We start from the raw sequence: 22996 nt of genomic DNA, 5'->3' as shown, positions 1-22996 counted from the left end.
CCGATTTGAAGTGCCTTTTGAGAAAATACCGAATTCAGGTGAGCGGGCTTTTTTAAAAATTGGAGATAAAACTCTCGCACTATTTAACGTTGCGACTCAATTTTATGCAATCGATGACAGCTGTCCTCATCAGGGAGCATCGCTATTTAGTGGACGTTTAGAAGGACGAGTAATTCAGTGCTGTGCCCATGGTCTACGCTTTGATTTAACAAATGGCTGTTTAGTTAATTCTTCTCAGCTCAAAGTTGCAACCTATCCGGTAGAAGTGATCGAGGAAAAAGTATTTATTGTGATGGGTTCTGGGGAAAATCATGGCTAGTTTAGTTTTGAAAAATTTTACCCAGCGCACACGAGAATTAGCACCGGGTTTTGTGGTCAGTTCGGTCGTTGCTGCGGCTGCCTGTTTTTTATCAGAGCACTATGGTGCCCCAGTCATGTTATTTGCCTTACTGCTAGGTATGAGTCTAAATTTTTTAGCAGCTGAAAGTAAATGTAAGGCAGGTATTGAATTCACCGCACGTACTGTGCTTCGAATGGGTATTGCCTTACTAGGCATGCGTATAACTTTAGGACAAATCACTGCGCTAGGGTGGCAGCCTGTAGCCTTAGTCATAACTCTGGTTGTTGTAACAATCGCCGTCTCTGTGATTGCAGCTAAAATTTTAGGTTTCCAAAGACTATTTGGTATGTTGACCGGTGGATCAACCGCAATTTGTGGTGCTTCAGCTGCGCTAGCATTGTCAGCTGCCTTTCCTAATCATCCCCAAAAAGAAAAAGCGACCTTGTTTACTGTCATTGGGGTGTCTGCACTTTCAACATTAGCAATGATTGTCTATCCAATGATTGCGAAGTGGTTAGAGTTATCGCCACAAGCTGCTGGTGTCTTTCTCGGAGCTACCATTCATGATGTAGCGCAAGTGGTGGGAGCAGGTTATAGCATGTCTACCGAAACAGGTGATACTGCGACTGTAGTTAAACTGATGCGTGTAGCAATGTTACTTCCAGTGATTGTTTGTGCGGCAATGATTACCCGCATGCAAGGTGCAGATTCAACGGGAGAACGACCACCATTATTGCCATGGTTTGCCGTTGGCTTTTTAATACTCGCTTGTATTAACAGTACAGGATGGGTGCCAGTAATGATTCAAAATGGAATAAACGATTTATCACGCTGGTTTTTAGTCATCGCAATTAGTGCTTTGGGTATGAAAACTCAGTTGAAAGAATTAGCTTCTGTTGGGATTAAACCGATTCTTTTAATGATCGGCGAAAGCATCTTTTTGGTGGTATTGGTTCTTGGGCTTATGCGCTTGTGGTTTTAATTTTAAAAATTAAATTTTTAAGGAAGTTATGGAATAGTTCTCCAGCTTCCTTACATTTTAAATGAGTTCAATTAGCTTCAAATAAAGAGAAATTAATTGAGCAGGGCTTTATTGTGACTACGCCACATGTTTGGTGACATCCCAAATTGACTAATGAACCAACGAGTAAAAGAACTCGGCATTGAGTAACCTAAAATATCAGACACTTGAGCGAGTGAATAATTTAGATTTTTTAAATAGCGAAATACGAGGTCTTTACGTACTTCATTGATTAAATCACTAAAACTCGTCTGAGCTTCTTCTAATCGACGCTGTAAGGTCCGGACATGAATACCATGGGTTTGGGCCACTTGATCAATCGTAGCGCGGCCCATTGGTAAAAGAAGATAAATACTTTTACGAATATCAAAAATCATGGTCGACTCATTACTATTCTGTAAAATATCTAAATAACGCTGTGCATGGTTGGCCATAGCCAGATTTGCTTGAGGATTTGTTGTATTAAGTTCGGCCGCCGTACAAACAATGCCATTAAAGTCACTGCCAAATTCTAAGGCACAGCCAAAAATCCTTCGGTGTATGCTTAGATCATTGGGTGGATTATGGGTGAAGTGAACACTTAATGGTCGCCATTTTTGCATCAGTAACGCTGCACAAAAACGATGGGTAATTCCTAAAGCAAGTTCAGTGGCTTGGCGACTATATCCGCAAGTTGTGGTCACAACTTCTTCTCGAATAACCACCGTATCATCAATTTCCTCAATATATATTTCAAGTGAGTTATTGAGTAGGTTTCTATAACGAACAATCGTTTGTAAGGCATCTCGTAAAGTGTGCTGATAATTTAACAAAAGGCTAATTTCACCAAAATCTGCGATTTCGCGTTGCTCTGCCATGTGTAAACCGAAAACATCACAGTCACTCATTTGGGCTGAGTCTTCAAGTAAGGTAATGGCTTTATCTACAGGAATGCGTTGTTTAAGATCATTCAATTGAGTTTGGCTAAGCCCAACACGTGATAATAAATGGTAGGGGTTTAGATCTAATTGTTGAGCAACTGCCAAATAATTTTTTAAAGAGGCCGTATGCGCAAGAGGTACCATTTTATTATCTCCTTGTTCTTAATCAGCCATATTCCTTACAGCTCATATCTAGTTATAACTAAAATATACACATTACAAAAGCTTTTATTTAAGAGCTTAATTGTTAAGTACGTTTAAAGTAAAATTTCTTGTTTTAACTTAATTGTAATTACAAAAAATATTTTAATGAATTTAAGAAATTTTAAACAGATGTGTCGTCAAATGAAAAGTCCGTGACGTCTTATGTACACCATTAACTGAAATGAGCCTTTATTGTGAATGGAGTTTTATAAAAATTCTTATGCATCCTAGATGGCAAAGTTCACAGGCGTCGAAATGGAAAAAATACAAACCAACGCAACAATTTTAATTATTCCGGGATTACGCGACCACGTTCCCGAGCATTGGCAAACGATTTTAGAGACAAGGCTAGCGAAGGTTCGCTCTGTACCACCTGTACAAACCAATAAACTCAATTGCGAAAATAGAGTTGCTGCCATACAAGCACAACTCGAAAAAATAAACGGGCCTGTCATTTTAGTTGCCCACAGCGCGGGTGTGCTGACGACTCTACACTGGGCTGCTAAACATCAAAGACCAATTCAAGGTGCTCTACTTGTTGCTCCACCTGATTTAAATGAAAGTTGGCCTGAAAATTATCCGAGCCCAGCGGTACTTCATCAAGAAGGATGGAGCCCTTTACCCTATCAAAAGTTACCTTTCCCTAGCATTTTGGCTGCAAGCACCAATGACCATTTAGCTCGCTATGAAGCTGTAAGTGAAATGGCAGCAAAATGGGGTAGCCAACTCGTAAATTTAGGTGAGGTGGGGCATTTAAACCCTGCATCGGGCTTTGGCTATTGGCCCTTGGCTGAACAATTCATTCAACAGTTAGATCAAGTGGAACAACCAGCCTAGTACGAAAAAACACCTGCTTATATAAACCATTTAAAAGCCAATGGATGGCTTTGAGTAATAAGCAATAAATAAGAAAAATCATATTTATAGGGAGATAATATGATGAGTCATTATGTATATTTAAATCAAACAAACCAACATATTTTATATATTCAAAAAATAGGTGTTTTATTAAGTCTGATTTTATTCATGTCTAAAGCGAATGCAGCTAGTTTTGATGTTGATAAAGACTGGAAGTTCGATACAAAAACGACATTAAGCTTAGGTGCTAGTTGGAGTACACAAGATCCATCCATTTCATTACTTTATCGGCCTGATGCAAACAAAATAGGTAAACAAGGCTCAAGCATTGATGTGAATGGTGATGATGGACGCATGAACTTTAGTAAATATGATGCCATTTCACAGATCATTAGAGGCATAACAGAAGTTAAGCTAAATGGAAAACAGCAGGGTGCGGTCATCAGTACTAAATACTGGTATGACCATGCCTATGAGACAGGAAAAGGAGACTTTAAACCCTTTAATGATTCAGCGTGGCCAAGGCTCGCAAAGTTCAAAGGCATCGATTTATGGAATGCCTATATATGGAAAGATTTTGAACTTAACGATGGACGAACCATAAATTTAAAATTAGGCAAACAGACTTTAAATTGGGGGAAATCTCAGTTTTTCCAAAACGGTTTAAATTCGGTGAGTGCATTTGATTTTGCTGCAATCAACCGACCAGCTGGTGATGCAAAAGAAAGAATGATTCCAACTGAAATGTTCTCATTTGATACAAGCATTAATAAAAATTTGAAAATAGAAGGATTCTATCAATTTAAATTTAGGCCTTCAGTTGTTGATGGCAACGGGACTTTCTTTGAGATTTCAGACTTTGTTCCCGAAAACGCGGGACCAGTTCTGATTGCAGGGGGCGGAGATAAGTTATCTGATACGGCAGTGCGTTTAGGTAGTTATATTCCACGTGCAGAAAGTAGAAAAGCAAAAGACAATGGTCAATATGGTATTGCTTTAAAACAGACTTTATCAAACCTCAATAATGCCGAACTTGGTATTTACTATGCTAACTATCATAGCCGAAATGCAAACTTTGATGGGACGGCTGTAACAGCGCAGGGGCCAGAGCACTTTAATACCGCAAGTTATTTTTCTATTTATCCTGAAAATATCAAAATGTTTGGATTAAGTCTGACTGGTAAAATTGGCACAACAACAGTTTTCAGTGAATTAACCCACAAACCTAATCAACCTTTGCAATTAAACGGTACTGACATTGTCTATGCTCAAGTGTTATCGGAAGGCACACCATTTGCACCGCAAGGGGAAACTGTTCAATTAGGTCAATATATCCAAGGTTATGTGCGCTTACCTGTCACACAATTTTCAATCGGAGCAACTGACAGCATATTTAATATTTTGGGCGCAAATTCGATGACATGGTCTACAGAGTTTGCCTTAAATCATATCGCAGATATTGGTAATCATCGGATTGGTCGGACAGGAGCATTTGGTCGTAGTGAGCTTTCAACAGGTGCTTATAATCCAGAAACAGGAGCATTTAAATGTACGCCGTATGGTACAGCTCATCTTACAAATGCAGAAATTGACAACTTAAATGAACGTTTTTGTAATAAAAATGGTTTTTTTAATGAATGGTCATTTGGATATCGTTTACGTGGCGCATTAAGCTATCAAGATATTTTACCTTCTACAGTTATTACTCCAAATCTTAGTTTCCGACATGACGTTTATGGTTTTAGTCAAAACTTTCAAGAAGGGCAAATGAGTGTAAGTGCAGCATTATCTCTAACTTATCAGCAAAAATATACAACAGAGATTGCCTATAATAACTTTTTTGGTTCCAATGAATTTAGTACTATAGATGATCGAGATTTTATATCTTTAACATTTAAAGCTAATTTTTAGTTCAATTATTTTCTTAAAAAAATTATAGAAAGACCCGTTATAAATGAAATTTTAGAATGGAGGATAACTTTTGAAATTTAGATCAAAAATTGATTGGTGGCTTTTATTAATATTTATTGTTATCACGGCCAATATCATTATGAAAATTTATGAAGCAAATCATCATTATTCTTTAGCTTCAAATTTTCCGCATCTCATTATTTATAGTTTAATTATTTTTGTCATTTGGCTTCCAATTTTTAACACTTATTACGTAGTAGAAAACGACACATTACTTATTAAGAGCTTGGTATTCCGATGGAAAATTAATATTAATGATATTACTCAAATACAACCTACTCATAATCCACTTTCATCTCCAGCACTCTCATTAGATCGACTCAAAATTTATTATATGAAAAATGGAGAAGTCGCATCAGTGATGATTTCACCAAAAGATAAAGAACGTTTTTTTTTCAAGCCATAAACAAAAGACTCCATTAAAGTTGCTTGTTTAATTGCAAACATAAATTACGCTATTTCCATGACGACAAAAAATAAATGGAGATAAACCATGCTTACACGTTTTTTACTGCCAATTTTCGGCACTACGGTTTTAGTGGCATTAACGGGATGCACCTCATCTGCTCAATATTCTATTGCAGAAAGTTATGGGCCTGAACCAAAATTGCCTGAGCCTAAATCAAGTTTATTTCCAACCGTGAATATAGCACCAGCAGAAGGTTGGCCGAGTGGTGTTATGCCAACACCAGCAGAAGGTTTGAAGGTAAAAGCATTTGCAAAAGGGCTTGAACACCCGCGTTGGCTTTATGTGTTACCCAATGGTGATGTATTGGTTGCTGAAACAGATGCCCCACCTAAACCAGAAGACGGTAAAGGGATTAAGGGTAAAATTATGACTTTTGTGATGAAGCGTGCAGGATCATCTCATCCGAGTGCCAATCGTATTAGTTTGCTTCGAGACACCAATGGAGACGGGATTGCCGATCAGAAAACGATATTTCTCAAAGATTTGAACTCACCATTTGGTATGGCACTAGTAGGTAATAATTTATATATCGCCAATACGGATGCACTTGTGCGTTTTCCTTATCAAGAGGGCGAAACTCAAATTACAGCAAGTGGAACCAAAGTATTGGACTTACCGGGTGGTCCTTTAAATCACCACTGGACCAAAAATGTGATCGCTAACCCAGCAGGAAGTAAGCTGTACATTACTGTCGGTTCTAACAGTAATGTTGCTGAAAATGGTATGGATAAAGAAAAAGGTCGAGCACAAATTATGGAGTTTGATATTGCAAGTGGTCAGTCACGTCCATTTGCAACGGGACTACGTAATCCGAATGGTATGGCTTGGCAACCTCAAAGCGGCAAACTTTGGACGGTTGTTAATGAGCGCGATGAAATTGGCAGTGATTTAGTACCTGACTATATGACGTCGGTTCAAGACGGTGCTTTTTATGGCTGGCCTTATAGCTACTATGGTCAACATGTAGATGTACGAGTAAAACCACAAAATCCTGAACTGGTCGCACGTGCAATTAAACCTGACTATGCACTAGGTAATCACACAGCCTCTTTAGGTCTTGCATTCTATGCAGCTGAACTCATGCCGCAATTTAGAGGAGGGGCATTGATCGGTCAGCATGGTTCTTGGAACCGTAAACCTCATAGTGGTTATAAAGTCATTTTTGTACCATTTAGAAGTGGTCAACCATCGGGGCCGCCTCAAGATATTTTGACTGGATTCCTCAGTGATAAAGGCAAAGCTTATGGGCGCCCTGTAGGTGTGGCAATTGATTTCTCGGGCGCTGTGTTAGTTGCAGATGACGTAGGCAATACGATTTGGCGCGTTTCACCAGTTGCTGAGACGACTTATGAAGTTCCAATGAAACGTGCTATTGGAACCCCACCAGGCACACCATAAAGTGTATTAACGATCATTTATTCGCATGGGCAGCCTTTAATCTTTATTAAGGGCTCGCCTAAGTGCCTATTATTTAATTTTTAAATAACTGAATAAAAAAAATACTAATTGGACTTTATAAGCCAACTTCTCAAGAATGAATATGTGAAAACAACAATGATGTTTAAGGATAAAACACATGAATACACATATTCGAATTGCCGTGGTTGGTGGTGGTATTGCTGGTTTGGCTTTAGCAAGTAATTTAAGTAAACATGCTCATTTAGATGTCCAAATGTTTGAATCTGCACCTCAGTTTTCTGAAATTGGGGCAGGGATTTCTTTTGGAGCAAATGCAGTCAAAGCCATTGAACTGTTAGGTTTAGCCAACGAATATCACGCAATTGCAGATAAGGTATCTGCACCATTTCAAGATGTTTGGTTTCAATGGCGCAATGGTTATACCGATGAATATCTATCGGCATCGGTAGCGGCAGGTGTAGGGCAGTCTTCTGTTCATCGTGCAGACTTTCTAGATGCCATTATTCCTCACATGCCTATGCAAAATGTTCACTTTTCTAAACGCCTCGAGACGATTGAAGAACATGGTGATGTGGTGATTTTGCATTTTAGTGATGGCAGTCGCCATGAGTGCGATTATTTGATTGGGGCTGATGGTATTCGCTCTGTTGCTCGCCAATATGTTTTAGCTACTCATCATTTACCACTTGTTCATCCACGCTTTTCAGGAACTTGGGCATATCGTGGCATTATTTCACATGCTTCATTTAAAGAAGCTTTGCAGCAAATGCAAGGTGATACAGACCTAGCTGATATTCCACAAATGTTATTGGGTAAAGATAAGCATATTTTGACGTTCCCAATTCGTAAGGGTGAGCAAATCAATATTGTTGCCTTTTGCTCAAATCGTGAAGATACGGTATTACCAGCCGATACACCGTGGACACACCCTGTCGATAAAGCTCAAATGCTTGCGGACTTTTCTGATTGGAGTGAGAGCTGTCAAAAGTTACTGGGTTTAATTGAGCAACCCACCATTTGGGCCTTACATGAAATTGAGGAGCTTTCGACTTATCAAAGTGCCTCGGGTCACGTGATTCTTATGGGTGATGCCGCACATGCCATGTTACCTCATCAAGGTGCTGGAGCAGGGCAAGGTCTCGAAGATGCTTTAGTTCTTGCTGCCTTACTGGCGGCAAAAAACTTACAAGCAGACCAACTCACCGATGTGTCTTCAATTTATGAAAAGCTGCGTTTAAAACGAGCTTGCCGTGTTCAACAAACCTCTCGTGAGTCTGGCGAAATTTATGAGTGCTATTCAACTCAGTACCCAACTTTTTCAGAAATTGGCGAGCACCTTGAACATCGTTTTGACTGGTTATGGCAACACGATTTAGAGCAGGATGTTGCAGAGGCACAGCAACAATTAAAACAGCTAGGAATGGCGACTATTTAAATCATGTGATGCTTTATAAACAATATGCTAAGGAAAGCAATTATGGAAAAACTAAATGCAAATCAAATTATTGATGAGGCAAAGTTAACGCCATTGCATTGGCGAGTGATTTTGCTGAGTGCACTCATTATTATTTTTGATGGATATGATCTGGTCATTTACGGTGTTGCATTGCCTAAGCTCATGCAGCACTGGCAGTTAGATAGTATGACTGCTGGGCTTTTAGGTAGTGTTGCACTATTTGGCATGATGTTTGGTGCAATGCTGTTTGGAAGTTTAGCGGACAAATTAGAATCTTATGGCTTTAGTCGTAAACGCCTTATTATGTTATGCATCATGATTTTCAGTGGTTTTACTGTGTTATGCGGTCTTGCCGATAGTCCAAAAGCGTTTGCAATTTACCGTTTCATTGCGGGTTTAGGTTTAGGCGGTGTAATGCCCAACGTCATTGCCCTAATGACAGAATATGCCCCAAAAAAGTTAAGATCTACCTTAGTTTCACTGATGTTTAGTGGTTATGCCATTGGTGGTATGGGCTCGGCACTTTTAGGCATGTGGTTGGTGCCTAATTTTGGTTGGCAAATCATGTTTATTTTGGCAGGCATTCCGTTGGTTCTATTACCAATTATTTGGAAATATTTACCCGAATCGATTGATTATCTAATTCGCCAGAAGAAATGGGATGAGGTACGACATTTACTTCAACAGTTAGCGCCGGAACAAAATATAAGTGTCCAGACCAATATTGTTTTACATCAGGAAAACCAACAAGTTGCTGCTCGTCCTTTGGTTGCCTTGTTTACCGAAAATCGTGCTCTGGTTACCATCTTTTTTTGGCTCAGTGTTTTTATGGCTTTACTTATGGTGTATGCCCTAGGTAATTGGATACCAAAGTTAATGGTAGAAGCAGGCTACGACCTCTCAACCAGTTTGGTATTTTTACTGGCATTAAATTTAGGTGGAATGCTGGGCGCAATTGGTGGTGGTTTCTTTGCTGATCGTTTTCATTTAGGTAAAGTCATTTGTTCGCTGTTCTTAGCGGGTGCAATTTCACTTTACTTATTAAGTTATGCGTTACCTATGGTGATTTTATATCTCTGCATTGCTGTTGCAGGTGCAGCTTCTATTGGAGGGCAAATTTTATTACTGGCTTATATGGCGCAGTTTTATCCTTCACCAATTCGAAGTACAGGCATTGGTATGGCTTTAGGTGTGGGACGTATTGGCGCTATTCTAGGGCCGATTTTGTGTGGTTGGCTTTTAAGTTTGCATTTACCAATTGAATATAATTTCATTGCTCTAGCCATTCCGTGTGTACTTGCCACATTGAGTGTTATCGCCATAAGTATTTGCAGCAGAACTAAACGAGTACTGCTCAATTCAAGTATATCTCCATAAGAATTAAGCATTTTTTATTCCGATAAAACAAACTAAACTCTAAATAAAGAAGCTAAAGTCTTTGTTTAGAGTATTTTAAGGATCAAGACCATGGATTTAGGTTTGATTAAAGTTTTTGTTTGTATTTATGAGTCTCGTCATATTAGTAAAGCTGCTGATAAATTAAATTTAAGCCAGCCTTCGGTCACTTATAATTTGAACCGTTTACGCCGTCAGTTAAATGATGAGTTATTTACTCGAAGTCGAGGAGGGGTGGAGCCAACAAAAGTCGCTCATGAACTCTATCCAATTTTCCATCAAGCGATTTTTAATATTGAATCGGCGATTGCTCAAGCACAGGAATTTCATCCTGAAAACTCGAATAAAACCTTTCGAATTGGACTGTCTGACGCAGGGGAAATTTGTCTTTTGCCTAGCCTTATGGCTTTTTTACAAAAAGCAGCCCCACATATTCAAATTGAAATTGAAGAGATTCAGTCTGCTAAGGTTGAGCAGTGGCTCATTGACGGTTTTTTAGATCTGGCTGTCTTTAATAGTACGCAGACAATAATGCCGAAAATAGAAACACGTACACTATTTGAAGAAAGATATGTATGTATTGCCAGAGCTGACCATCCGAGGCTACAACAGCAACTGACTTTAGAGCAATATTTGCAAGAAGACCATGTTGCCATTAAGTCATCGACAGGGCATATCCAAGTTGAACAATATTTAAAAACAATGGATTTGAAGCGACGTATTCGTTTAGAAGTTCCTCATTTTAGTGTTTTACAAGGCGTTTTACAGAGTTCAGATATGTTGGTGACATTACCGTCACGAGCAGCTCGGCATTATCTCGCTCATGGTAATGTTCAAATGTTTGAATTACCTTTCGCTATGGATTCTTTTAAAGTGAGCTTGAACTGGTTTAATCGTAGTGATGATATTATTGCCAGAAAATGGCTGATTCAATCTGTCGGTCAAATATTTGAAGTTTTATAAAACCATTAATATGTGTGTTGAAAGTTATATTTAAAATTCAATTTTCGGATTACTGGGTTTGATCTGAGAAGTTAAAGTTCTTTCCAATTTATTATTAAATTTTGATAGCATTCGCGGCATACACAATAAGAACTGTTGATACGAATTATGACTGATCAATTAAGAGCAAAATTTGAAAATTTAGAACTTAATGCCGGTTTAGGGAAAATCAGTGCGTTTATTTCAATGTCACTCAGCTTGCTTTGTTTATTTGGTGCTTTATGTTTTTTATTTCCCAGTGTATTAACGACCCCAGAACTTCGTCCTCTTTACGCAAAGCACTATAATCTTTTCTATTATGGCCTGATCACTGGCATTGTGATTAGTGCTGGTTTTGGTGCATTTAGCGCGATTGTTCGTCAAAACAGATATGGCTTTTACGGGCTATGTTTTTCACTTCTGGCAGCAGTTTTGGGTTGCGGCGTAATTGAAGCACCCGTTTTACCAAGTGTACCGTTTTATGCAGGTATCGATTATTTTGTACTGACCTTATTCATTTTAGCGTTAGTCTTTATTCCGCTTGAAGGCTTTTTTGCTAAAAATCCTGAACAAAAAATATTAAGAGTTGGCTGGGTGACCGATATGAAATATTTCATGGTCAGCCATGTTGGGATTCAACTATTCAGCTTTTTAACGGTTATGCCAATTCAATATTGGATTACACACCTGCCTGATAACCCAATTGTGCCTTATGTACAAGCTCAACCAATTTGGCTGCAATTTATTGAGCTACTGATTGTGGTAGATTTTACGGTGTATTGGTTGCATCGCGCCATGCATGAAGTTAATTTCTTATGGCGTTTTCACGCGATTCATCATTCGACTGAATATATGGATTGGTTAGCATCTTCTCGTTTGCATGTCATAGAAGTACTGATGACTCGCTTTATTGCGACTTTACCAATTTTCCTATTAGGTTTTCATACTTCAGCTGTTTTTGCTTATTTAGTTTTTATTTCGTTTCACGCTATTTTTATTCATTCCAATGTACGTTTTCGCTTTCCATATTTGCGCTGGATTATTGCAACACCAGAATTCCACCATTGGCATCATTCTTCAGAAAAACCAGCTATTGATAAAAATTACGCTGCTTTTATCCCACTCTATGATGTTATTTTTAAAACTGTCTATATGCCTAAACATTTGGCAAGTGTATATGGAACAGTTGGCTATAAAATTCCAAATAGTTTTGTGAAACAATTTACTTGGCCTTTTAAAAAGTATGTAAAGCGGTTTTTAAAACCTTGGCGTGATCAGTAAACCTTAAGTTTTAGCTTAATAAATCTAGAATGCTTAAATGACATGTTTAAGCATTCTTCTTGGCATCTGCCGCTGCAAAATGAGCCATTTGGTCAGCATACGCTTTTTGAAAAGAAGGACGTATAGTCGCTCTCTGAACATATGCAAGACAATGGGGAAATTCTGTCAACCCATCAAATTTATTCACCAAACGTAATACGTCAGCCATAACAATATCGGCTATAGAAAATGACTGAGCCAGCCATTCGCGCTCTGCAAGAAATGACTCCATATGTTGAAGGCGAGACTGAAGAAAGGCATCAAATTGTTTGTGTGCGGGAGTATCTCTCTGAGCATTAGAAAATCTTAATAAAGCCCAAGGAAGACTTGCCATTTCTACTGAATTAAGTGCTGCAAATAACCATTCTATAACTTCATTACGCTGTTTCGGATCTGTAGGTAAAAGTACACGACTACGCTCACCCAAATAAAATAAGATAGCGCCACTTTCAAAAATTGAAATATCGCCATCTGTTAACCAAGGAACTTGCCCAAAAGGTTGGTGAGCAAAATGATCAGCTCCTCGCTCATAAAAAGATACGCTATTTATTTTATAGGGCATTTTTGCCTCTTCTAATGCCCATCTTATCCTTATATCTCTTACAAAACCTCGTGGTAATTCCGGAACCCAATCAAAAGTTGTCAAAATGAAATTATTCATAATAAATTTCCTTATATTTTATAATGATAACTCAAACATACTTTTGAGCCTTTTACTTATTTTGTATCTAAACCCATCTTGCGAGTGAATCTTGATATTAAAAATAGTCTAACGAATTTCAATAGGTATCAATGTAGCAATCAGAAGCTAAATTATTTATTTAAGTATTATTTGTTTTAAATTGTTTAAGTCAGCTTCATTTGAGGCTGACTTTTTAACAAATCATTATTTGCTTTTAATATTTTTAAAAATCATCACAAGGGCAATCAGAGCAAGACCAATAATTAAACTCATATAAATATTAGCACTGTTCATAAGTCCAATTTTACCCACAAAATAACCTGCAAGAATTGCCGGAATACTAAAAGCCAAATAGCTTTCAACAAAAAATGCGGCCATAAGACCTGCACGCTCTTCTGGTAACGCAAGCGGCATGACTGTGCGAATTGCTCCCATAAAAGCGGTACCAAAACCCACTCCAGTGATAATAGAACCTAAAAATAGAATAACTGCACTTGTAAAATTAATCGCTAAAAATAAAATCGTAGCTCCAATAATGATGGATAAGGTACCTGTGAGCAAAATACGAAAATTTGTAGATTTTCTTAGGGTTAATATGCCGGCTGCACCTGAAAGTGCGAGCGCCATAAACATAATCCCATTTAACCATGCAGAAGAGGTTTGAAAAATCTTTGCGAGTAAAGAGGGCATAAGTGATAAGAAAAAACCACTGACCATCCAAAGTGCAATATTAATAGGGCTAATACTTAATAAAGCACTTCTCGCTTGATGAGGAATAGCCATGTTGGGTTTTAAAGAAGCAAGTGCGCCCGATCTTTTTTGTGCAGTTTCAGGATTAAAAAAACTTAACATGAGTTGAAATGCAAAGAGAACACATAAAAGCTCAAAAACGAGCTGCAAAGGTTGTGATGAAAATTGCAAAATAGTACATGTAATAAAGATGCCAGCTGCCATGCCGACCATTGGAGCAATACTATTAATCAAGGAGCCCTGATGCTTGCTGAAATCTAAAATTGCGGCTCCTATGGCAGAAACAGCAAGTCCAGTCGCTATGCCTTGCAGACCACGAGCAATAAATAGCATAGAAACATCTGAGGCAAAAAGGAAAAAGCTCATTGAAACGATTTGCAGAAAAATTGCCGAAAGAATGACAGGTCGACGTCCAATATAATCAGATAAAGAGCCAATAATGAGTAAAGAGGCAAGTAAGGTAAACGCGTAGGTCGCAAAAATTAAGGTTAATGTAACAGGCGAAAATTGCCATGCTTGCTGATACAAGCGATATAGAGGAGTCGGGGAGCTGGACGCGGCCATAAATGTCATGAGCGTGATCGTGTTTAAGGTCAACGCAACTCTTGAATCTAACCGAAAAACACATCTAGACCGTTTCGAACTTGAATTGTTCATATAAGATGAATAACATAAAAGCGAATATTTAGCTTTTATACATTATTTTTACACTAAAGCAAATCCTTGGCTTTAGTGTATTTTGTATATGCAAATAATATTTTAATTGTTTTTTATTGAAGTAGAGCTGATTAATGGCAAAAGTTGTTACTGGGTTACGACCGGGCGGCCGTAGTGAAAGAATTCAAACTGCGGTACATCAAGCAGTAAAAGAGCTTCAAAAAACATTCGAGCAAGGTCAAATCACCATCCCTCTGATTGCCCAACAAGCTGGAGTAACACCTTCAACAATTTATCGCCGTTGGGGAGACATTAATCAGTTATTTTCAGACGTTGCTTTAAATGAACTCAAACCCGATATGGAGCCAAAAGATTTAGGTTCATTTCAACTTGATGTTACCGCATGGGTCGAACAGTATTTTGAAGAGTACTCTTCTGAAGTGGGACAGGTCTTACTCCGTGATGTTTTATATGCAGTTGAATCTTCAAATGCCCGACAATGCGAAACCTTAATTATTCAGCAACTCGATATTATTCAAGCTCGAGCAAGACTACGTCATCAACCAACCATATCGAATCAAGAAATTATCGAAGCCGTTATTGCTCCAATGCTGTTTAGAATCTTATTCACTGACCGCACCTTATGCTTAGACTATGTCCATATTTTATTAGAGCGGTTATTTAAGGCTCATCCCAATTTTAATTAATTTATAGCGGCCTATTAGTCTAAATATTTAACAAGAAATAGACGTGTTTTCTTATTAAGAAATTATATATCAGTTTTTCTTATTATTTTTAAAATAAATTTTCATAATTTATAATTTATATGTTTTATATAAAATCATTTATTTAATAAATGGTTGGCTTGAGGTGGATAAAAGAGTATGCATGGTGGGTTTTATCACTATTTATGGTGTAAAATTTTAATAAAAACAATAACTTATTTGAAAAATTAACTATTTTTACGATATTTAAAGCCTAAGAATAAAATGTATTCTATACAATTTAACGCATGATTTTTGAATTTAACATTTTTTAAATTTATGACACAGGGTGTTTTTTATTCTTTACAATGGCTTTTCCTTGTTAAAGCAGCTTGTGGTGCTTGCTTTATATTTTATTTTTTTATCCCCATCGAAAAGGTATTTAGATAATGGATTTCAATACCCTTGACCAAGAAGCAGTACAGAAAAAACAGAAATTTCACCAAATTTTGTATGTACAGGTCATTTTTGCAATTATTTTGGGCATTTTAATTGGTCATTTTTACCCAGAACTTGGCGAAAGTTTAAAACCACTTGGTGATGCATTCATCAAGATCGTTAAAATGATTATCGCTCCCGTCATCTTTTTAACTGTTGTTACAGGCATTGCCAGTATGACAAACATGAGCCGAGTCGGCCGTGTAACTGGTAAAGCTATGCTTTATTTCCTTACCTTCTCAAGCTTGGCACTTGTGGTTGGTATGATTGTGGCAAATATTATCCAACCGGGTAAAGGCCTTAACATTGATCCAGCTACCTTAGTCAACGACAAAGTAAATACTTATGTTGAAAAGGCGCATGCAACAAATATTACCGACTTCTTCATGAATATTATCCCGCAAACATTGGTCAGTCCTCTGGCTGGTGGCGAGATTTTACAGGTGTTATTTGTAGCGGTGCTATTTGGTATTTCTTTGGCTGCTTTGGGTGACCGAGCACGTCCAATTACCGATTTCTTAAATAACTTAACAGCTCCAGTTTTCTACTTGGTTGGTATGTTAATGAAGCTTGCCCCAATCGGTGCTTTTGGTGCAATGGCTTTTACGATCGGTGCGTATGGAATCGAATCAATTGGTAATTTATTACTGTTAATCATGACGTTCTACATTACTGCTGTGTTATTTATTCTAGTAATTTTAGGTGCAGTAGCTCGTTATAACGGTTTTTCAATTATTCATTTAATTCGTTATATCAAAGATGAACTTTGGTTGGTTTTAGGAACAAGTTCTTCTGAAGCAGCTTTGCCATCTTTAATGGACAAAATGCAAAAAGCAGGTTGTGAAAAATCAGTTGTAGGTTTGGTCATTCCAACAGGTTATTCATTTAACCTTGATGGTACGAATATCTATATGACTATGGCGGCTCTGTTTATTGCGCAAGCTTGTAATGTAGATTTATCAATTAGTGAGCAAATTGCATTGCTTTTAGTCGCAATGGTAAGTTCTAAAGGGGCAGCAGGGGTGACTGGTGCAGGCTTTATTACTCTAGCTGCAACTTTATCGGTTGTACCAGCTGTTCCTGTCGCGGGTATGGCTTTAATTCTTGGTATTGACCGCTTTATGTCTGAGTGCCGTGCTTTAACAAATCTAGTGGGTAATGCATGTGCAACAATTGTTGTGGCACGTTGGGATAAGGCTTTAGATAAAGATCTTCTTGATAAAGCATTAAAGAACCCTAAAGCAGATTAACCTTACAAAAAAATCTGTAGCTAAGGGCAATTTGGGAGAGTAGCCCTGCTACAGATTTTTTTAATAACTAAAAATATATTTTTAATTAAGCCATTCTAAAGTTCTGCAACATTACTTGTCTTTCAACAAAGACATTACTGTAATTAAAATCGAGTCGTGAAAAATTATGCTTTTAAGTGATCCTCAAACTCTTCACCTAATTGCATAGCTAATGAATTACCTGCTAACTCACAGGTCACCAAACCATATTCTTTTTTAAAACTAAAAGTAAAACCTTTCCCGTCAGCAAGATTTTTAACTGAATACCCTAACTTTTCTAACCAAATACGAAACGCAATCAAATTTTTAGCTTTAACAACCTTTTTCACGTGAGAACTCCTTCTATCCGTGGCATTACATCTTATTTATTAATAGGGTTTTAATTAGATTTTTTAAAGGGGAAAAACTTTTTTTTATTTTGCAACTTGTAAAAAAGTAAGATAAAGAAATAAAAGATTTCATTTTTATGAAATTATGAGTCTGTTATGTAACTAAAAAATAATAACTTTTTATTTAAAGAGCTGTTTGTGTGATGGTTTTTAAAAATTATAAATTCAATGATATTTTTAAAATAATGAGCAAATAAAAACAGAGCAAATGTAAAAAATAATTACAGGCAACAGGTAATAAGCAAAAAGATACAGTTCTTAAAAATGAACCTGTATCTTCTGAAAGCTTAATTTTAGAAATTATCTTTAAGAGCACGCAGGTGGGCGAAGTCTTCAACACTTTCTGCGCGAAGAAAGGGGTTAGTTGCTAATTCAAGTTCAATCGTGCTTGGTAGGGTGATTAATCCTTGTTTACGTAGCTCACGGACTTCTTCAGCTCGTTCTGATAAGGCATGGTTATGCGGTTCTACCGTTAAGGCAAATTCGGCATTTGAAAGCGTGTATTCATGTGTGCAATATACTTTTGTATGGGTTGGTAATGCTGCTAAACGACTCAATGAGTGATACATTTGTTCAGCCGTACCTTCAAACAATCGACCACATCCCATCGCAAATAAGGTATCGCCGCAAAATACAGCTTCTAATTCTTCAATAAAATAGACAATATGCCCTAGGGTATGACCTGGGGTTGCAATAATCTCTACTTTTAAATCATTAAATTTTAGATGATCGTCATGTTGTAAGGGGTGAGTAATTCCCGGAATTTTTGTGAGCTCATCGCGTGGGCCATACACAGTAATATTTTGGGCAGCCGTTAAATCAGCAACGCCCCCAATATGGTCTTTATGCCAATGAGTAAGCCAGATTTGTTTTAAATTTAACTGATGGTTCTGACAAAATTGAGTTACCAGTTCTGCTTCTGTTGGGTCGACTGCAACAGCTTCTTGGGTTTCAGTATCTTCTAAAATCCAGATATAGTTTTGGAGGGCATTCTGCACATCAATAAAATGAATTCTATAACGCATTGTTTTATCCTGAAACTAAATCCAAAGAGTAAATGAATAATGACTAATTCTGATCATACCAGAAAATGGTATTGAGCCATGCTCTCAACTGTCTTTAAGAACAGGGTGATATAAAACAAAAAAAGCCCCCTAAACGAGAGCTTTTTTGTATGGATGATTTAACGGAGCTTGGCGAGCCAGTTTCCTAGCGTTTGTACAATCTGTACTAATAGCAATAGGATAATGACTGTTAAAATCACAACGCTAGTATCAAAACGTTGATAACCATACGAAATCGCTAAATCACCAATACCTCCTGCACCAACTGCGCCAGCCATGGCGGTTGCACCAATAAGACTAATTGTCGCTGTGGTAAGGTTTAAAATGAGTGAGCTGCGTGCTTCAGGTAAAATAAAGCGAGAGATAATTTGCCAAGGTGTAGCACCCATCGCTTGAGCAGATTCAATAATTCCTTCATTTACTTCAAGCAATGAAGTTTCAATCAGACGTCCCATATAAGGGCCAACATAAATAGTCAACGGAACAATAGCTGCCCACGTACCAATTGAAGTACCTACTAATAACTTAGTAAGAGGAATCACTGCAATAAGTAAAATAATAAAAGGAAGAGAGCGTAAAGCATTTACAATTGGATTAAGTAAATGATAAATCACTTTATTGGGTAAAATGCCTTCTGGACGGGTAACTAATAAAATAATTCCCTGAATAAATCCCCAAATTCCGCCAAACAAAAGTGCGAAGAAAACCATATGAAAGGTTTCTTGCAAAGCTGTTACGAACTGATCAATAGAAAGGGAACTGTGCCAGAAAGGTTGAGTAAGTTCAGTTAACCACTGTACGATTAAATCTCTCATACTTGATCTCCTGATTGAACTACACCTACTTCATTTTGTTCCAAAAACTCAATAGCTTGTTTAATTAGCTGAGGATCACCTAAAAGCTGCACAAACATTTGACCAATGACTGTGCCATTAATTTCAGTCATGTTGGCAAATAAAATATTTAAGCTAATATCGAATTTTTTAATCAGTGACTGAATTACAGGTTCTTGAGCAGAACGCCCTAAAAACTGTAAACAGTAAATACTATGATGATGCTGGTTTTCGAGCTGATTTAAAATATTCACAGGCAACTGCTGATGCAAAACAGTTTGAATGAAGTTTTTAGTGGTTGGATGTTGAGGTTTACTAAAGATATCAATCGTTGAACCTTGTTCAATGACTTTACCTGCTTCCATCACAGCCACATGATCACAAATAGTTTCAATGACATCCATTTCATGGGTCACCATCACAATCGTGATTTTTTGCTCTTGATTAATTTTCTTGAGTAGTTCTAAAACTGACTTGGTTGTTTGCGGGTCTAGGGCAGATGTTGCTTCATCACATAAAAGAATCTTTGGATGATTTGCCAAAGCACGGGCAATACCGACACGTTGCTTTTGTCCGCCAGAAAGTTCATCTGGATAAGCATCTTTTTTATGCTTAAGATCAATGAACTCCAACAACTCATTTAAGCGCTTTTCACGTTCTACTTTATTGTAATTCAGTAGTCGCATTGGCATTTCGATATTTTCAGCAACCGTCTTGGTTTGTAGCAGATTGAAGTGCTGAAAAATCATGCCAATACTTGCACGTTCCTGACGTAATGAGCGTGCATCCAAAGCGGTGAAATCTTTCTGATTAATAATGATTTGACCTTCTGTTGGTCGCTCAAGTAGGTTGATCAGGCGGATTAAGGTACTTTTACCTGCACCACTATAGCCAATGATGCCAAAAATACTGCCCTCTGGAATCTCTAAATTGATTTGGTCGAGTGCGCGTATGGTTTGACTTTTGAGCTGATAGTGCTTTGAAATGTTTTTAAATTGAATCATATCGTCAGAAGCTATGCTGGAAAGAAAAAACAGGCAAAGAGAATTTGCCTGTTTCACGTTTCCGCTATTATATTACTATTTAGCTTCTGAGAGATAGCTGATTGGTTGATCTACGTCAACTTTTGTTCCACCAAAACGCTCTGTTACATACTTTTTAGCTGCTGCACTGTGATATAGCTGTCCAACTTTTTGCAAAACAGCATCATTTTTACGTGAATCAGCAGTTGCAAGAACGTTGACATTAAGTCGTGTGCTTTGATCAACAGGCTCATAGAAAATAGAATCTTTGAGTACGTTCAAACCACCTTCCATTGCTAAGGTGTTGCCTAATACAACGGCATCAACTTCGTCTTTAATACGTAATGCAGTTGCCATTTGGATTGGTTTGATATCGATCTTTTTACTATTTTCGATGATATCATTTGGACTGCCTTGAGATGGGTTAAAATCAGCTTTAAGTTTGATTAAGCCAGCTGTTTGTAATAAAAGTAAAGCACGAGCTTCGTTGGCAGCATCATTTGGGATTGCAATAATTGCACCCTCTGCGAGCTCATCAACTTTTTTGTGTTTACTCGAATAGATACCCATTGGCTCAAGATATGTGGTAGAAACCGGTGCAATTTTATCTTGGTTTGATTTATTAAATGCAACAAGATAAGCATAAGATTGGAAAGCGTTCAGATCTACTTCTTTGTTTGCAATGGCAGCATTCATAGAAACATAGTCTGTGAAGTTTTTCACTTCTAACTTTAAGCCAGCAGCTTGGGTTTCAGGCAAAGTTGCGATATAACGCCAAATATCAGCATCTGAACCTGTAGAGGCAATTACTACCGTTTGTACTTGGGAGCTATCATTGTTTTGGTTTGTTTGTGGAGCACTTTCTTGTTTACCACATGCTGCCAATAGTACTACTGACATACTTAAAAAAAGGCTGATCAGCTTTTTCATTTAAAAAAGTCCTGATTGAGGAGATATAGAAAAATAAGTATTGATCTATATCTATATGAAATGGGAGGAGTTGGAATTACAACTGGTTTAAACTCTGGTATCTTTTGGTGGGGTTTCATAATTTGCTTGCATATTTTGGCGGTAAGAGAGGGTAATTGTTTTATAAACAAAAACTGTTTCCCCAAACAGTTAATCCCCAAACATTAGCCAAACGAGTGTTCATAAACTTAGAACATTAAAAACTCTCTACAGTCATAATGTGTAGAGCAAGTCGCTATGAAAATTATTAAAACAGCAGTGTTTATTGACAGTTCCAACGTTATGCTAATCATATCAATAAAAGTGTGCTTGATATAGGGGGCTTCTTTTCTATTTGTTGATATCTTTAGAAATATAATAAAGATTTATACGATTTGCTTATATTGTGGCACATGATAGAAAAGCCTCTATATAGAGGCTTTTCATTAAAGCTTTAAACTTGTGGAATTTTTAAGCTTTTTCACGTGCAATTGCGCGGTAGCCAATGTCGCTACGATATTGCATACCCGTAAAGTTAACTTGTCCGCATACTTCTAGCGCGTTAATTTGTGCTTCCAGAACGCTGTCGCCTAATGCTGTTACACAAAGAACTCGACCACCAGAAGTCACGATGTGACCATCTTCACGAGTTGCAGTGCCTGCATGGAAAATTTTAGTATCTTCAGGTGATTGTCCGATACCTGAAATGACATCGCCTTTGCGTACACTATCTGGATAGCCTTCTGCTGCGAGTACAATACCGATTGACTTGCGTTCATCCCATTCAGCTTCTTTTGGTAAGTTACCAGCAATACCAGCTTCTACCAATTCAACAAGAGATGATTTTAAACGCATCATGATCGGTTGAGTTTCAGGGTCACCAAAACGACAATTAAACTCGATTACACGTGGTTGACCTTGCTCATCAATCATTAGACCAGCATATAAAAAACCAGTGTAAACATGTCCGTCAGCAGCCATACCTTCTACGGTTGGATGCATGATTTCAGACATAACACGTTCGAAAATGTCAGAAGTTACAACCGGAGCAGGAGAGTAGGCACCCATACCGCCAGTGTTAGGACCTTGATCGCCTTCAAAAATACGCTTGTGATCTTGTGAAGTTGCCATTGGTAAAATATTTTTACCATCAATCATACAAATGAAAGAAGCTTCTTCACCTGCAAGGAACTGTTCAATCACAACGCGTGAACCAGCATCACCAAATTTGTTGCCTGCAAGCATGTCATCAATTGCTGCAAAAGCTTCTTCGTTGGTCATTGCAACGATTACACCTTTACCAGCAGCAAGGCCATCAGCTTTAATTACAATTGGCGCACCATTTTTTTCAACATAAGCTTTGGCTGCATCTACTTCAGTGAAAACGTCATAGAAAGCAGTAGGAATGTTGTGACGCTTTAAAAAGTGTTTAGCAAATGCTTTTGAGCCTTCAAGCTGTGCTGCATATTGAGTAGGTCCCCAAATTTTTAAACCTGCTTCACGTGCAGCATCTACCACACCATTAACTAATGGTGCTTCTGGACCAACAATAATAAGATCAACATTATTTTCTTTAGCAAAAGCAATGATTGCTGGGTTGTCTAAAATATCAAGCTGAACGTTAAGACATTTGTCTTCTGTTGCAGTTCCAGCATTACCTGGTGCAACCAAAACTTGAGTAACATTGGTATCTTGCGCAATTTTCCATGCTAAAGCATGTTCACGACCACCACTACCTAAAACTAAAATATTCATTTTTAATTTGTTCCTTAACTTTAATCCTTTTTCATCCCCCTCATATCCCTC

21 protein-coding genes are annotated in these 22996 nt (G+C 37.7%); 12 read left to right on the top strand and 9 right to left on the bottom strand.

Features of this window, described 5'->3' with window-relative positions; genetic code table 11:
- The first annotated feature begins 10 nt into the window (after positions 1 to 10).
- On the top strand, positions 11 to 319 hold the full coding sequence (locus tag AC07M3_RS11400) for a Rieske (2Fe-2S) protein (protein WP_494567422.1): 309 nt from the start codon (positions 11 to 13) through the stop codon (positions 317 to 319).
- Positions 312 to 1322 (top strand): YeiH family protein, encoded by a 1011-nt coding sequence (locus tag AC07M3_RS11395; RefSeq protein ID WP_494567331.1) that lies wholly within the window; start codon positions 312 to 314, stop codon positions 1320 to 1322. The genes AC07M3_RS11400 and AC07M3_RS11395 overlap by 8 nt, the downstream gene beginning before the upstream one ends.
- A gap of 92 nt (positions 1323 to 1414) precedes the next feature.
- On the opposite strand, the gene AC07M3_RS11390 is transcribed toward AC07M3_RS11395, so the two are convergent.
- Entirely contained in the window at positions 1415 to 2425 is a 1011-nt protein-coding gene (locus tag AC07M3_RS11390) for an AraC family transcriptional regulator (RefSeq protein WP_494567330.1), read from the bottom strand.
- Between the two features lie 291 nt (positions 2426 to 2716).
- On the opposite strand from AC07M3_RS11390, the gene AC07M3_RS11385 reads away from it, so the two are divergent.
- The 8 genes from AC07M3_RS11385 (at position 2717) to AC07M3_RS11350 (ending at position 12315) form a co-directional block, all read left to right on the top strand.
- Positions 2717 to 3322: an RBBP9/YdeN family alpha/beta hydrolase gene (locus AC07M3_RS11385; protein WP_494567329.1), complete on the top strand. Its 606-nt coding sequence runs from the start codon at positions 2717 to 2719 to the stop codon at positions 3320 to 3322.
- Between the two features lie 102 nt (positions 3323 to 3424).
- Positions 3425 to 5254 (top strand): DUF1302 domain-containing protein, encoded by a 1830-nt coding sequence (locus AC07M3_RS11380; RefSeq protein ID WP_494567421.1) that lies wholly within the window; start codon positions 3425 to 3427, stop codon positions 5252 to 5254.
- 70 nt (positions 5255 to 5324) lie between these two features.
- On the top strand, positions 5325 to 5720 hold the full coding sequence (locus tag AC07M3_RS11375; RefSeq protein ID WP_494567328.1) for a PH domain-containing protein: 396 nt from the start codon (positions 5325 to 5327) through the stop codon (positions 5718 to 5720).
- 87 nt (positions 5721 to 5807) lie between these two features.
- On the top strand, positions 5808 to 7181 hold the full coding sequence (locus tag AC07M3_RS11370) for a PQQ-dependent sugar dehydrogenase (RefSeq protein WP_494567327.1): 1374 nt from the start codon (positions 5808 to 5810) through the stop codon (positions 7179 to 7181).
- A gap of 178 nt (positions 7182 to 7359) precedes the next feature.
- Positions 7360 to 8637 carry a salicylate 1-monooxygenase gene (gene salA, locus AC07M3_RS11365; protein ID WP_494567326.1) on the top strand — a complete coding sequence of 426 codons (1278 nt, stop codon included), beginning with the start codon at positions 7360 to 7362 and terminating at the stop codon, positions 8635 to 8637.
- A gap of 42 nt (positions 8638 to 8679) precedes the next feature.
- Positions 8680 to 10035 carry an MFS transporter gene (locus tag AC07M3_RS11360; RefSeq protein ID WP_494567325.1) on the top strand — a complete coding sequence of 452 codons (1356 nt, stop codon included), beginning with the start codon at positions 8680 to 8682 and terminating at the stop codon, positions 10033 to 10035.
- 90 nt (positions 10036 to 10125) lie between these two features.
- Complete coding sequence (locus AC07M3_RS11355) at positions 10126 to 11016, top strand: LysR family transcriptional regulator (RefSeq protein WP_494567324.1); 891 nt, start codon at positions 10126 to 10128, stop codon at positions 11014 to 11016.
- A 147-nt stretch (positions 11017 to 11163) separates the two neighbouring features.
- On the top strand, positions 11164 to 12315 hold the full coding sequence (locus tag AC07M3_RS11350) for a sterol desaturase family protein (RefSeq protein ID WP_494567323.1): 1152 nt from the start codon (positions 11164 to 11166) through the stop codon (positions 12313 to 12315).
- 46 nt (positions 12316 to 12361) lie between these two features.
- On the opposite strand, the gene AC07M3_RS11345 is transcribed toward AC07M3_RS11350, so the two are convergent.
- Positions 12362 to 13015 (bottom strand): glutathione S-transferase family protein, encoded by a 654-nt coding sequence (locus AC07M3_RS11345; protein ID WP_202724260.1) that lies wholly within the window; start codon positions 13013 to 13015, stop codon positions 12362 to 12364.
- 225 nt (positions 13016 to 13240) lie between these two features.
- On the bottom strand, positions 13241 to 14443 hold the full coding sequence (locus AC07M3_RS11340) for an MFS transporter (RefSeq protein WP_199989903.1): 1203 nt from the start codon (positions 14441 to 14443) through the stop codon (positions 13241 to 13243).
- A gap of 134 nt (positions 14444 to 14577) precedes the next feature.
- Here AC07M3_RS11340 and AC07M3_RS11335 point away from each other — a divergent pair, with 134 nt between their 5' ends.
- Positions 14578 to 15150 carry a TetR/AcrR family transcriptional regulator gene (locus AC07M3_RS11335; RefSeq protein WP_199989901.1) on the top strand — a complete coding sequence of 191 codons (573 nt, stop codon included), beginning with the start codon at positions 14578 to 14580 and terminating at the stop codon, positions 15148 to 15150.
- A gap of 446 nt (positions 15151 to 15596) precedes the next feature.
- The gene (locus AC07M3_RS11330; protein WP_003652519.1) at positions 15597 to 16895 is read left to right on the top strand and encodes a dicarboxylate/amino acid:cation symporter; all 1299 of its coding nucleotides are present in this window, start codon (positions 15597 to 15599) and stop codon (positions 16893 to 16895) included.
- Between the two features lie 164 nt (positions 16896 to 17059).
- Here AC07M3_RS11330 and AC07M3_RS11325 read toward each other — a convergent pair whose 3' ends face one another.
- The 6 genes from AC07M3_RS11325 to purD all read right to left on the bottom strand — a co-directional run bounded on the left by AC07M3_RS11325 (position 17060) and on the right by purD (position 22945).
- Positions 17060 to 17263 carry a hypothetical protein gene (locus AC07M3_RS11325; RefSeq protein ID WP_003652518.1) on the bottom strand — a complete coding sequence of 68 codons (204 nt, stop codon included), beginning with the start codon at positions 17261 to 17263 and terminating at the stop codon, positions 17060 to 17062.
- A 353-nt stretch (positions 17264 to 17616) separates the two neighbouring features.
- A complete protein-coding gene (gene gloB, locus AC07M3_RS11320) occupies positions 17617 to 18348 on the bottom strand; it encodes a hydroxyacylglutathione hydrolase (protein WP_017392059.1) in 732 nt (243 codons plus the stop codon).
- 158 nt (positions 18349 to 18506) lie between these two features.
- Entirely contained in the window at positions 18507 to 19202 is a 696-nt protein-coding gene (locus tag AC07M3_RS11315; RefSeq protein ID WP_003652516.1) for a methionine ABC transporter permease, read from the bottom strand.
- Positions 19199 to 20224: a methionine ABC transporter ATP-binding protein gene (locus tag AC07M3_RS11310; RefSeq protein ID WP_003652515.1), complete on the bottom strand. Its 1026-nt coding sequence runs from the start codon at positions 20222 to 20224 to the stop codon at positions 19199 to 19201. Before AC07M3_RS11310 ends, AC07M3_RS11315 begins: the two co-directional genes overlap by 4 nt.
- Before the next feature lie 75 nt (positions 20225 to 20299).
- Complete coding sequence (locus AC07M3_RS11305; RefSeq protein ID WP_494567322.1) at positions 20300 to 21172, bottom strand: MetQ/NlpA family ABC transporter substrate-binding protein; 873 nt, start codon at positions 21170 to 21172, stop codon at positions 20300 to 20302.
- 489 nt (positions 21173 to 21661) lie between these two features.
- Entirely contained in the window at positions 21662 to 22945 is a 1284-nt protein-coding gene (gene purD / locus AC07M3_RS11300; RefSeq protein WP_307008951.1) for a phosphoribosylamine--glycine ligase, read from the bottom strand.
- Between the last annotated feature and the right edge of the window lie 51 nt (positions 22946 to 22996).

This window comes from Acinetobacter sp. GW821-FHT09D10 (assembly GCF_059416285.1).
This window is presented reverse-complemented; position numbering and strand designations above follow the sequence as displayed.

Coding starts and splice junctions, on each gene's coding strand:
- AC07M3_RS11350 (WP_494567323.1), top strand. CDS start 11,164: ATGACTGATCAATTAAGAGCAAAATTTGAAAATTTAGAACTTAATGCC.
- AC07M3_RS11345 (WP_202724260.1), bottom strand. CDS start 13,015: ATGAATAATTTCATTTTGACAACTTTTGATTGGGTTCCGGAATTACCA.
- AC07M3_RS11330 (WP_003652519.1), top strand. CDS start 15,597: ATGGATTTCAATACCCTTGACCAAGAAGCAGTACAGAAAAAACAGAAA.
- AC07M3_RS11370 (WP_494567327.1), top strand. CDS start 5,808: ATGCTTACACGTTTTTTACTGCCAATTTTCGGCACTACGGTTTTAGTG.
- AC07M3_RS11395 (WP_494567331.1), top strand. CDS start 312: ATGGCTAGTTTAGTTTTGAAAAATTTTACCCAGCGCACACGAGAATTA.
- AC07M3_RS11340 (WP_199989903.1), bottom strand. CDS start 14,443: ATGAACAATTCAAGTTCGAAACGGTCTAGATGTGTTTTTCGGTTAGAT.
- AC07M3_RS11380 (WP_494567421.1), top strand. CDS start 3,425: ATGAGTCATTATGTATATTTAAATCAAACAAACCAACATATTTTATAT.
- AC07M3_RS11390 (WP_494567330.1), bottom strand. CDS start 2,425: ATGGTACCTCTTGCGCATACGGCCTCTTTAAAAAATTATTTGGCAGTT.
- salA (WP_494567326.1), top strand. CDS start 7,360: ATGAATACACATATTCGAATTGCCGTGGTTGGTGGTGGTATTGCTGGT.
- AC07M3_RS11335 (WP_199989901.1), top strand. CDS start 14,578: ATGGCAAAAGTTGTTACTGGGTTACGACCGGGCGGCCGTAGTGAAAGA.
- AC07M3_RS11360 (WP_494567325.1), top strand. CDS start 8,680: ATGGAAAAACTAAATGCAAATCAAATTATTGATGAGGCAAAGTTAACG.
- AC07M3_RS11315 (WP_003652516.1), bottom strand. CDS start 19,202: ATGAGAGATTTAATCGTACAGTGGTTAACTGAACTTACTCAACCTTTC.
- purD (WP_307008951.1), bottom strand. CDS start 22,945: ATGAATATTTTAGTTTTAGGTAGTGGTGGTCGTGAACATGCTTTAGCA.
- AC07M3_RS11355 (WP_494567324.1), top strand. CDS start 10,126: ATGGATTTAGGTTTGATTAAAGTTTTTGTTTGTATTTATGAGTCTCGT.
- gloB (WP_017392059.1), bottom strand. CDS start 18,348: ATGCGTTATAGAATTCATTTTATTGATGTGCAGAATGCCCTCCAAAAC.
- AC07M3_RS11385 (WP_494567329.1), top strand. CDS start 2,717: ATGGCAAAGTTCACAGGCGTCGAAATGGAAAAAATACAAACCAACGCA.
- AC07M3_RS11310 (WP_003652515.1), bottom strand. CDS start 20,224: ATGATTCAATTTAAAAACATTTCAAAGCACTATCAGCTCAAAAGTCAA.
- AC07M3_RS11305 (WP_494567322.1), bottom strand. CDS start 21,172: ATGAAAAAGCTGATCAGCCTTTTTTTAAGTATGTCAGTAGTACTATTG.